The following is an 11,537-nucleotide window of genomic DNA, read 5'->3' on the forward strand; positions in this document are numbered from 1 at the left end:
TATGCCGATCGAGTTCTCGAAGAAGCTCACCGCGCACGACACCCCGATTCCCGGCGTCGTCCTCTACGACCTTCCGGTCCACGGCGACAACCGGGGCTGGTTCAAGGAGAACTGGCAGCGGGACAAGATGGTGGCCCTCGGGCTGCCGGACTTCCGGCCGGTGCAGAACAACATCTCGTTCAACGAAAAGGCCGGCACCACCCGCGGCATCCACGCCGAGCCGTGGGACAAGTTCATTTCCGTCGCCACCGGCCGGATTTTCGGGGCGTGGGTTGACCTGCGCGAAGGCCCCACGTTCGGTGCCGTGTTCACCGCCGAACTCGACGCCAGCCAGGCCATCTTCATCCCCCGCGGGGTGGGCAACGGCTTCCAGACCCTCGAGGACTCCACCGCCTACACGTACCTGGTCAACGACCACTGGTCCGCCGACGCCCAGGGCCAGTACACCTTCCTGAACCTCGCCGACGAGACCGTGTCCATCGCCTGGCCGGTCCCGCTGGAGGAGGCCGAACTCTCGGACAAGGACAAGAACCACCCCCGGCTCGCGGACGTTACCCCGATGCCGCCGAAGAAGACCCTTGTCGTCGGGGCCGACGGCCAGCTCGGCAAGGCGCTGCGGAAACTCTACGACGGCGACCCTTCCGTCGAGTTCGCCGGCCGGGCAGAGTTCGACCTCAGCGACGAGGATGCGTTTACCGCCCGGAACTGGAAGAACTACGCCACGATCATCAACGCGGCCGCCTACACCGCGGTCGACGCCGCGGAGACCCCCGAGGGCCGCAGGGCTGCCTGGGCGGTCAACGTCACCGCTGTCGCCCGCCTGGCCCGGGCCGCCGTCGACCACGACCTGGTCCTCGTTCACGTCTCGTCGGACTACGTCTTCGACGGCACCCGCGAGGTCCACGCCGAGGATGAACCGTTCTCCCCGCTGGGCGTCTACGGCCAGACGAAAGCGGCGGCCGACGCCGTCGTCAGCGTCGTGCCGCGCCACTACATCGTGCGGACCAGCTGGGTGATCGGGGAGGGCACCAACTTCGTCCGCACCATGGCCTCGCTGGCCGAACGCGGCATCGAACCGTCCGTCGTCAACGACCAGATCGGCCGGCTCAGCTTCACCGAAGACATCGCCGCCGGCATCCGGCACCTGCTCCAAACGGGCGCCGAATACGGCACCTACAACCTCAGCAACGACGGCGAACCACAGTCCTGGGCCGATGTGGCCGCGGACGTCTACGAACTCTCCGGCAAGTCACGGGACGCCGTCACCGGAGTCAGCACTGAAGAGTACTTCAAAGGCAAGTCTCCGGCGCCCCGACCGTTGAACAGCGCACTCGGGCTCTCCAAGATTTCCGCCTCGGGCTTCCGGCCGAGTGACGGTCAGGTGGCGCTGGCAGCTTACTTCGAAGCTTCGGAGGTCTCCCGCCGTGGGTAGTTCCAATCTGTTGACGATTGCCACGTACGGCCGATCGGGGAGCAGTGCACGCGTGCGAATCCATGACTGGCTTGAATATCTCGGTGTTTCCGCAGAGCACTTGAGCTACACGGGACAGGGCAACAACAGCATCTCCACGTTGCTGAACAACCTGGACAAGGTTTTCGAGGCTGAGGTGTCACTGGCCCGACTGGCGTCGAAAGGTTTCGACGGGACAGTTCTGATGAGCCGGGAAGCTTCGCCGCTAAGTAACGGCAGGCTGGAAGCAAAGATCCTCCGAGGCGCCGACCGGTCGATCTATGATTTCGACGACGCGATTTTCCATAGCGCGGCACCGTTCCCGTATAGTCTCTGGCCCAAGGACAAGCTGTGGCTGCGGTCGGTTCAGTCTGCCTCGCACATCATCGCCGGAAACGAGTACCTGGCCGAGGAAGCTTCGAAGCACGCGGAAAACGTGACTCTCATTCCCAGTTGCGTGGATCTGGCCGCGTACGCCCGCAAGACTTCGTTCGATCTGCGCCCTGTCCCCACCCTGGTCTGGCTTGGATCCCCAGCCACCGAACCATACCTGGCGGGCATTGCCGACGCGCTCCTGCGCGTCAACGCCGAGACTCCGATCCGGCTGACCGTTATTAGCGCCGGCCAGCGCAGCCTGGGCGCTCTCGATGAAATCGTGGACCGCGTGGACTGGCGCGAGGACAACTTTGGTCAGCTCCTCAAGGAAGCCGATCTCGGAATCATGCCATTGCCGAATGACGAATTCGCTCGCGGAAAGTGCGCTTACAAGCTCCTCCAGTACGGCGCTGCCGGTCTCCCCGTCATGGGCAGCCCGGTGGGGGCCAACGAGCAAGTACTGAAGAAAATGGAAGGGTTTGCCGCAGCCGGAACTGCAGCCTGGGTCGCGGGCCTGAGTGATTTCCTGGCATCAACGGCGTCCGAGCGCCGGGCGAGGGGCGAGGCTGGCTACAACGAGATTGCGCAAGGGTTCAGCTTCGGGGCCTGGGCGGATACGTGGAAAAGAGTTGTCGGGGTCAGTGCGGCCGCGCAGTAAGAGTCGCCAGTCCTGACCTTCCTCAGTGGACCGGAGCCTCGGACCGCTGGACTTGGTTCTGATATTGGACAAGGAGCAACCAGCCGGCGGACGAGACCGCGCTTGCCGCGACGAAGCCCCAGATGGCACCGGAAAGTCCGCCCAGGAGCAGGCCAAGCATCGGACCGGCAATCGCGCCGACAGTTTGGACGACACGTCCGGCGAATAGTTCACGGCGGGGCAGGTGGTTCCGGGAAGCGATGTAGTAGAAGTGGCCCAGGAAATTCATGGCCACGAAGATTGCGCAGGCAACCGCGAACTCGCTAAGGGAACCAAGCGTCGTAGAAGCCAGCCCGGTTTGAGGGACGATGGCGGCCAACACCACGTAACATCCGGCCGCCATCATTCCCGCGACTCCCATGACGGCGAAGAGGTACCGGCGTCCCGCCAGCACGGGAAGTGTGAGTTGGGCCAGCGTCGGCCGCAGTGGATCGAGGACCAGCTGGACCGGCGTGGCAACACTGGAGATTCCCCGGTAAATGCCGAAGTTCTTAGCACCAAGCAAGGGTGCCAGGACTGCAGGTACCGCATTCGCACCAAGATCCATCAGGAGTGAATCACCCAGCAGCGTGTGGACGACCGTCTTGCGGGCTCGATACCAGGTCACCAGACCGGAACCGGGTGCTGCCTTGGCCGGAAGGAAGAAGAGTGCGCCGGCCAGGCTGGAGGTGGCCCATGCCAATGTGACCGTGAAGAGGTCATCACCAATGGGAAAAATGCGGAAGACGATGACCGTCGCAGCAAAGACAGCGATCGTTGATGCGTCCGAGCCTACCGGCAACCTGCGATGGCCCATCGCCGAGTAGTAGAACCGCCCGCCAAGCCGATAGAGATTGAGCGCCACTGACACAACCAGGAGCAGGGCGATACTCACATCATGGAACACTGCAACTGTCGCTGCACCGGCCGCGACACCTGCAAGCAATGACAGCTGCATCACGGGCGGCCAATAGCTCCTCCAGGCGGACGGCAAACCTGCAACCCCTCTGGTCCTGGCCCAGGAATCGCAAATGATCGACAGCTGAAGGGACCAGCCGAAGGCAAACACCAGATATCCGAAGGAGAATGTGCCATATCCTTCCGGTGGCAGGATGACGAGAGCGGATATTGGAACCAAAGCAGCGGCTAGGGCGCCGACCATCGAGACCAGGAGAAGCTGAATGCGGGTCATCGGACCAGCGACGACAGTAACGCTGCGTATTCGCGGCTCCGTGCTGACCAGTCGAAGCTTTCCACAAGTTCTGCTGAGGCCGGGGTCCAGCCGACATCCAGGAACGAGCGCGTGGCCGCCACCCAGGCTTCTGGCTTGTCCTCAGCGACGATCTTGACGTTCGCCCCGATCTCCGCAAGGTACTCGGCTGCGTTGACTGGGGTGCTCACCACCGCACCCTCGGCCGCGATTGCCTCGAGCAACGTTGTCTGGAAGCCCTCGGACAGGGTGGTGGGGTTAAGGAGGATCCCCGCGTGCAAATAGCCCGCGATCGTGGCAGAGTCCAGAAATCCATGGACGGTGATTCGTCCTGACGCAGGGGAGCCCTCCACCCGGCGGCGCAGCCTACCCATATCAGGCCCGTCGCCGATGAGGTGCAGGTGAACATCCCGGCCTTCGCCGTGAAGGCATTCGGCGGTTTCGATCGCCCGCTCCCAACCCTTGCCCGGGACGATCCTGCCGAGGAAGACGAGATGTCCGCTGTGGCCGGACAATGACGATCCGGCGAACCGCTCCGTGTTGATGGCGTTCAGGAACAACGTACTGTCCTTGCCGCCCAGCTTCCTGACGAAAGCCTGCACGGAAGCGGAAATTGCCAGCACCGCGCTGGAACTCCGGAGCACATAGCGTCCGAGGGTGTAGTCGACGGCGCGGCTTGCCAAACCGACGAAAGGGGAGACGCCCGACACAAAGTCAGAGCCGTGCTCCGTGTGGACCACCGGGACCTTCAATGCGCGGGCCACGCGTATCCCGACGTAGGACATCGGAAAGAACCTTGTGTGGGTCGAGACGTGGGTGACGCCTTCGGCGCGCAACAACTTCACAAGCTTCCGTTTGGTGCCCGGATAGGGCCACGACATCACACCAGCGAGGGTGGGGCTTGCCGGCAGCCTGAGGACCGTGACCTGGTTGACTTCGGTCCCCACATGATCAGGGTCCAAGGTGACGACCGTTGTCCTGATGCCGAGGTCACTTACTGACTTCGCAAGTGCAGCGACGTGCTGTTCAAGGCCGCCGACTTTTGGTGGGTAGTTATTGACGATGAAGGCGACGTGCGACTTGTCCTCGCCGGGCGAGCGGTCGTAGGGCATGGATCCTCCTCATCCGGCCGGCAAGCCAGATTGGTTGAACTGTGATCGAACACCGGGCGTCGTTGAACGCAGGGAGCGCTGAAGGCGGCGGCCGGGCTAGTTCTGCGAGGTGTTGGCGGCGGACCGCTCTACGGCCAGGTCTTCGCCTGACTGTGCGGACTTCAGTTCGTCGACCATGACCCGGATGATGGCTACTTCCTCTGCCAGCGCCCGAGCCTCGTCTTCTACCGTCGAGAGTTCCCAGGCCAGGTGCAGGGTGATCCCGACCAGCAGCAGGAGGGCAACCGCAAATATGAGATTCGACGGGACCTGCACCCCTAGGAGCTGGCTGGCCCAGAGCAGGATCTGGGGGAAACCCGAGAGGACCATGGTCACCAAGGACAGGAACAGCCAAAGGATTGCGTACTTTTCACGCAGATGCCCGCGGCGCAAGAGCATGATGACCAGGGACAGAGTCAGCAACGCGATGACGAAAGTGACGATATTACCAAACACGTTCTTAGCCTTCCAGCTTCGTCAGCACGGAGCGTTTCCGCGTCAGAGCCAGAAGGAGTGCGAGCCCGGAGCGGGCCAGGTATATCCCCGATTTGAAGGGATTATGGCTGGGCACTCCGCCCTGGCGGACACGCATTTCAACCGGAACCTGTGTGACCCGGCACCCGGACCGAATGGCCACGACCAAGGAGTCAACAGTGTCCCCGAGGTATTCGGCAGGGTAGTGGTCAAGGTACTGACGTATGGCCCGCTGATTGGCTGCCCGGAATCCGGACGTGACGTCGGTAAGACGTACCTTGGCAAGTCTTGAGATGACGAAGGCGAGAAACTGCATAGCCCATTTTCTGGGGCCGGTCACCTTGTAGGACCCACGCTCGGCGAACCGTGCGCCAATACAAATGTCCGCTGCATCGAGTCCGTCCAACACCTTGGCAATATCGCGGGGATCGTGTTGGCCATCCGAATCGACTTGGATCGCCGCGCGGTACCCCAGGCGGTCGGCATACCTGAAACCGGCGCGCATCGCGCCGCCCACGCCAAGATTGAAAGGCAGCGACAGCACGCGCGCGCCAGCCTGCATTGCAACCGCTCGGGTCGAGTCCGTGGATCCGTCGTCGACGACCAGGAGGTCGCAATCCGGCGCGAACTTCATGACTTCTCGGATGGTGTCCGGGACAGCTATCTCTTCATTCCAGGCAGGCATGATGATAAGGGCCCGTGCGTTAGTAATTGACATCGTCCTCATCATATCAATGTTGGAGCCGATGAATTTTCGGGTGTGCTTGATCAACTTGACGCCGGCAGATTCAGCCGAGGAGTGTGCCCCCCGTAAAGCGCTGGGTGCAGAAGGTTGAGCAGACGGCATCGGCTATTGCGTATCCGTAGATTCCGCCTTGGCCGCCGGCTGTCCAGTAGGCGGTGCGGATGGTGCCGGTTACGGTGCGTGTTCCGTTTTGGGGTGTGATGTAGATGGTGCCGCCCTGGAAGTCTTGTTGGCAGCCGCCTCCAACGAGGCCACAGCGTTGGTCTGTTGTGGCGTAGCCCAGGGCGCTTCCTTGGCCGCCGGTGGTCCAGTAGGCGGTGCGGATGGTGCCGGTTACGGTGCGTGTTCCGTTTTGGGGTGTGATGTAGATGGTGCCGCCCTGGAAGTCTTGTTGGCAGCCGCCTCCAACGAGGCCACAGCGTTGGTCTGTTGTGGCGTAGCCCAGGGCGCTTCCTTGGCCGCCGGTGGTCCAGTAGGCGGTGCGGATGGTGCCGGTTACGGTGCGTGTTCCGTTTTGGGGTGTGATGTAGATGGTGCCGCCCTGGAAGTCTTGTTGGCAGCCGCCTCCAACGAGGCCACAGCGTTGGTCTGTTGTGGCGTAGCCCAGGGCGCTTCCTTGGCCGCCGGTGGTCCAGTAGGCGGTGCGGATGGTGCCGGTTACGGTGCGTGTTCCGTTTTGGGGTGTGATGTAGATGGTGCCGCCCTGGAAGTCTTGTTGGCAGCCGCCCCCAACGAGGCCACAGGTGAAGTTCGACACCGGGAGTCCGAGTGTGCCGGCCGTCGCACCATCCGCTGTCCACCGCTCGGCAATGCCGCCTGACACCGCGATATTGGCGCCGGAACTAGTAGTGACAATGAACCCGGTTTCGAACCTCTGCAGGCAGGAACCTTGGCTGAGTCCGCATGTCCTGTCCCCAACGGGATAGCCCAAGGCGCCGTCGTGTCCCCCGAAAGACCAGTAGGCTCCGCGCGTCACGGCAGGTACGGAGTGCGTTCCGGTTCTCGCCGCGGAGTAGAAGCTTCCGCCCTCAAAGTCCTGGAGGCAGCCGGAGTCCCGCAACCCGCATACTTGGTCCGACGCTGGATATCCGAAAACCCCGGTTTCATTGCTGGCGGCCGCCCAGGCTTCCCGGATAGTGCCGACAACTGCATGCTCTCCTGTAGCTGGGGATGTGTATATGTTCGCATTCTTGAACTGCTGGACACAGCCCGATCGGACTAATCCACAAATCTGTGTGACCGCCGGATATCCAAGTACGCCGCCCTGACCGAGCAAGGACCAATACTTTGCCCTGATCGGATTGACTACGGCGACCGTTGGCCCGGACGGAACTATGTAATAAGACCCTTTCTGAAAGTCTTGGACACAGCCGCCCCCTACCATTCCACAGACCTGCGGAGATATCGGGTAGCCGAGAGGCCCGAGTTCGGCGCCCGTAGCGTTCCATTGCGTTCGGATAGGGTCGGCCACGACTCGGATCTGCCCGTCGAAAGTCCGGTATATGGAACCGATCCCGTGGTGCCGCACACACGCATCTTGGCTCAGCCCACAATGGATGGCTGTGGTCGGGGCATCCAGGCCATAGTAAGTCGCAACATCATTGAATTGCTGCAATAGTCCCTGCGGATAGCGGCCAAGTGCAAAAGCCCTCAAGTCTGCGTCGCTGCCGTTCCAGACGTTGGAGTCTCCATCGAATGGCCCTGTGCTGCTGTATTGCCAGATGCTGTATGTATCCCAGCTGGCGGGAATCGGTCCCGCGTCGTTGGTAGGAGAGCCTGGATAGGCCGCGACCCAAAGGGGATAGTCTCCAAAGCCGGGGGCGTCCGCAGTGCATTGCTTCCACCAGGAAGTGTTCGTGTAGATCACCGGGAGCCGGCCAGTTTGCTGCAGCATCGTGGTACCGAAGTCTCGTACCCAGTCGGTCAGCTGGCTCGGGGACATCCCGTAGCAGGTGTTCCCGAAATAGAAACCTTCGATGGTGCGGCCGGCGTAGGGATTGAACTCGAAGTCGAGCACCGGGGGGAGTGTCGATCCGTCGGGGCTCCAACCGCCGCCATTTTGCACGAAGTATCGCGCCTGATCTGCGCCAGATGACCAGTTCGGAATGGCGAAGTGGTAGGCCCCCCGGATCATTCCGACCCCGCGCGAGCCTGCATATTGGGACCCGAAAGAAGCGTTCGTGAAGTAGTTGCCTTCAGTGGCTTTGACGTAGGCGAACCTGGAGCCCTTGTTCCACTGTTGCTGCCAATCAACGAGGGGCTGGTGTCCGCTGACGTCAAGGCCCTGGACCCCGAACGTCGGGGTCCACGTTCCCTCTGTTGACAGGGACTCCTGGACTGCCGAGCCGCTCTTCGCGCCACCGGAGGATATCGTGACGCGAGTGGAACGCTGGCCCATTTCGGCGCCTCCGCTGCCGACTGCCAAGGCCATCGCTGCCGAGCGGGCACGTTCCGCGTCTGTCGTGGAACCCTCGGTCTTCACCAGAGGTGTCGGGGTCTGCTGAGTCACGCTTGGAGCGGGCGCCGACGACGGGACTGTGGTCGTGGAAGTTATCGCCGGGGCCGGCGTTGTAGGATTCGTCGTCGGTGCCGGCGTCGCTGAGGACGTTGGCGAGGGCTCTACGGCGGCGGATGGCGATGCTAATCCAGGGCCGGCCAGCAGCGAGAGAAGCAGCACAAGCGTCCCAGTGCGGCCGAGGTAGGGGCTGGGGGAAAGTTGGGTCCGCTGCATTCTCTGCTCCGAAACGATGATGCGCTTCGCGAGCGCTGACTTGACGCGCTCACCATAGCACCGCAGTAATGTTGTAACCAGTGTTACTGGTGATGCGGATGTGACCAAGGGGACCCACGATCCCCATTCCGGATTCGTTGTGGGTGTCTCAGCGGTGTGCCGGCGCCATCAGAGGCGGGAGTCGCATCAGTCGCGGTCGCGGCGTTTTCACAGTACCGCGGTACCTCCTAAGCTGGAGGGTATGAAGGTATTGGTCACCGGCGGGGCCGGGTACATCGGATCGCACACAACACTCTGTCTACTTGAGGAGGGACATGATGTCGTCGTGCTGGACAACTTGATGAACTCAGACCGGGAGTCGCTGCGCCGCGTGGAGAAGCTCACGGGCCGGCCGGTGAGATTTCTTGAGGTCGATCTTCTGGACGCCGCCGCCGTCGACAGTGTCTTCGACGGGGGAGGCTTCGACGCTGTCATCCACTTTGCGGGGCTGAAGGCGGTGGGTGAATCCGTGGCGAAGCCGCTGATGTACTATCAGAATAATGTTGTGGGGACGTTGAATTTGCTTCACAGCATGGACGCGGCAGGCGTCCGGACGCTTGTTTTCAGTTCCTCCGCCACCGTATACGGGACCTCGGAGAGTGTCCCGCTTGTCGAGAAGTCCCCGCTGGATGCCACTAACCCATACGGTCGGACAAAGGAACAGATCGAGGACATCCTCTCCGATCTGGGTGCCGCCGATCCCCGGTGGAGCATTGCATTGCTTCGCTACTTCAACCCGGTCGGGGCGCATGAATCGGGCTTGATCGGTGAAGACCCTCAGGGTGTTCCCAATAATCTCCTGCCGTTTGTGGCCCAGGTCGCCGTTGGACGGCGCGAGAAGGTCATGGTTTTCGGCAACGACTATCCGACGGCGGACGGTACCGGGGTGCGCGACTACATCCATGTAATGGACCTTGCCTCCGGCCACCTTGCCGCGCTGGAATATCTGAAAGGCAAGGCCGGAGTGTTCCGCTGGAATCTCGGAACCGGTCGAGGCTCCTCGGTGCTTGAAGTGATCGAGGAATTCGGCCGCGCAGCAGGCCATGCTGTGCCATATGAGTTTGCGCCAAGGCGGCCTGGCGATGCGGCCGTAAGTTACGCTGACCCCTCGGCGGCCCTGGCCGACTTGGGTTGGTCTGCCCGCCGGGATTTAGCCCAAATGTGCGAAGACCACTGGCGCTGGCAGAGCAGCAACCCTGATGGCTACTCCGTGGCGGGCTGATTCGCCGCTTCAATTGCCGCGCGGATTTCGTTTTGCAGAGCCACCCCCGGCCGTAGGAATCGGCCGCGGACGCCAGCACCGCGCCGTCCATGTCCCCATTGGTAGACTTGTCACGGTCCAAGGGAGTCCGTGAAGCGGCGCGCTCGGTGAACGCTCCCTGACCGGTCTAACCCCGATCCTAGGTATCTGATGACTTCTCCCGCTGCGACCCCCCGCAGGCATAGACTGCGATCCCTCGACGGGTGTAGGGGAATAGCTGCTCTGATTGTGCTGATCCATCATTCTGCGCTGACAGTCCCGGAGTTCGCCAATCTCTATCTGGGGAACCTAGTCCTGCCGAAAGAGGGGAGTCTGCTCTGGTGGCTGAATGGCACACCCTTGAAGGTTTTCACAGCTGGCGGCGAGGCAGTTCTTCTCTTCTTCGTTCTGAGCGGACTGGTGGTTTCCCTCCCTGTTCTCCGGGCCAGGCAGTTCGACTGGGTTGCCTACTTCTTCACGCGAACCATCCGGCTTTGGGTTCCAGTCGCGGCCTCATTGGTGCTGGCCGCAATCTGCCTCTCGATAGCCGTACCAGACGCAAATGTCGCAGTAAGCAAGTGGGTCACGCTCTCCAACGTGCCAGTCCCCGAGTGGCAGGAAGTCGTCCGGGGGTTCGACGCGGTGCGCGGGCCGACCCGGATTAACAACCCGCTATGGTCGCTCCAGTGGGAGTTTCTATTCTCTCTCTTGCTGCCAGTCTTCGTGGGCATCGCAGTTGTGTTGAGACGCTGGGCGGCAGCGACCATCACCCTCTGCACAGGTTTCGCTGCCATTGGATACCTCCACCAGATTGAGTACCTGGTTTACTTTTCCGCGTTTCTGGCAGGTGCGCTGATCGCGTTTACTGTGATTGATCGACCACGGAAAGCCGCCAAGGCCGGCACGTCTTTCCGTGGCCAACTAGTTTGGTTTGCCGTCTTCGTCGCCGGGATCCTGCTCATGTGCGCGTATTGGATGTTGTTCGTGGGATCCGTGTCGGACCACCCGACATTGGCGTTCGCCAAGTCACTGAGCATTCCCGGAGCGGTGCTTATCGTGCTTTCAGCCGTGTTCTCGCGGCCCGTTTGCCGGCTTCTCGAACTCCCCCCGGTACAGTGGCTCGGCAGGATCTCCTTCAGCCTCTACCTCGTCCATGTGCCGATTCTGGTCCTTTTCAGTCGAATGCTGGGCTCGGATCACTGGATGCGGGCTCTGCTCTTTGCCGTACCGACAACCTTTGTCGTTGCCTGGCTGTTTTCCCGGATCATCGAAGTGCCCTCTCACCGCCTTGCCAAATGGACGGGAAGTCTTATGAGCGGGAAGGTGTCCGAGGTCATCACCCGTCCTCCGGCACGCAAGAGTGAACCGCTGGAATCCGGCCTTGAGCCCGTAATCAATGACGCACGGCATCCCTTGGGACAGTCGGGCGATTGACTCGTACGGAGC

Annotated in this window: 9 protein-coding genes; 4 read left to right on the forward strand and 5 right to left on the reverse strand. The window is 61.9% G+C overall.

What is annotated here, in order from left to right:
• The first annotated feature begins 1 nt into the window (after position 1).
• Both GXK59_RS04490 and GXK59_RS04495 read left to right on the forward strand, forming a co-directional pair.
• A complete protein-coding gene (locus GXK59_RS04490) occupies positions 2-1,432 on the forward strand; it encodes a sugar nucleotide-binding protein (RefSeq protein ID WP_160664714.1) in 1,431 nt (476 codons plus the stop codon).
• Between the two features lie 52 nt (positions 1,433-1,484).
• The gene (locus GXK59_RS04495) at positions 1,485-2,483 is read left to right on the forward strand and encodes a glycosyltransferase (protein WP_160664715.1); all 999 of its coding nucleotides are present in this window, start codon (positions 1,485-1,487) and stop codon (positions 2,481-2,483) included.
• Between the two features lie 22 nt (positions 2,484-2,505).
• Here GXK59_RS04495 and GXK59_RS04500 read toward each other — a convergent pair whose 3' ends face one another.
• The 5 genes from GXK59_RS04500 to GXK59_RS20855 form a co-directional block, all read right to left on the reverse strand.
• Positions 2,506-3,462: a hypothetical protein gene (locus GXK59_RS04500; RefSeq protein WP_160664717.1), complete on the reverse strand. Its 957-nt coding sequence runs from the start codon at positions 3,460-3,462 to the stop codon at positions 2,506-2,508.
• A 227-nt stretch (positions 3,463-3,689) separates the two neighbouring features.
• On the reverse strand, positions 3,690-4,823 hold the full coding sequence (locus GXK59_RS04505; protein WP_160664718.1) for a glycosyltransferase family 4 protein: 1,134 nt from the start codon (positions 4,821-4,823) through the stop codon (positions 3,690-3,692).
• A gap of 96 nt (positions 4,824-4,919) precedes the next feature.
• Positions 4,920-5,318: a DUF2304 domain-containing protein gene (locus tag GXK59_RS04510; protein WP_237393786.1), complete on the reverse strand. Its 399-nt coding sequence runs from the start codon at positions 5,316-5,318 to the stop codon at positions 4,920-4,922.
• Between the two features lie 4 nt (positions 5,319-5,322).
• Positions 5,323-6,063 carry a glycosyltransferase family 2 protein gene (locus GXK59_RS04515; RefSeq protein WP_443094304.1) on the reverse strand — a complete coding sequence of 247 codons (741 nt, stop codon included), beginning with the start codon at positions 6,061-6,063 and terminating at the stop codon, positions 5,323-5,325.
• A gap of 61 nt (positions 6,064-6,124) precedes the next feature.
• Entirely contained in the window at positions 6,125-8,812 is a 2,688-nt protein-coding gene (locus tag GXK59_RS20855; protein ID WP_160664720.1) for a GH25 family lysozyme, read from the reverse strand.
• Positions 8,813-9,053: 241 nt separating this feature from the next.
• Here GXK59_RS20855 and galE point away from each other — a divergent pair, with 241 nt between their 5' ends.
• Positions 9,054-10,073: a UDP-glucose 4-epimerase GalE gene (galE, locus tag GXK59_RS04525; protein ID WP_160664721.1), complete on the forward strand. Its 1,020-nt coding sequence runs from the start codon at positions 9,054-9,056 to the stop codon at positions 10,071-10,073.
• Positions 10,074-10,262: 189 nt separating this feature from the next.
• A complete protein-coding gene (locus tag GXK59_RS04530) occupies positions 10,263-11,525 on the forward strand; it encodes an acyltransferase family protein (RefSeq protein ID WP_160664723.1) in 1,263 nt (420 codons plus the stop codon).
• Positions 11,526-11,537 lie beyond the last annotated feature (12 nt).

Origin of the sequence: Pseudarthrobacter sp. ATCC 49987 (assembly GCF_009928425.1) — a bacterium.
GTDB lineage: Bacteria > Actinomycetota > Actinomycetes > Actinomycetales > Micrococcaceae > Arthrobacter.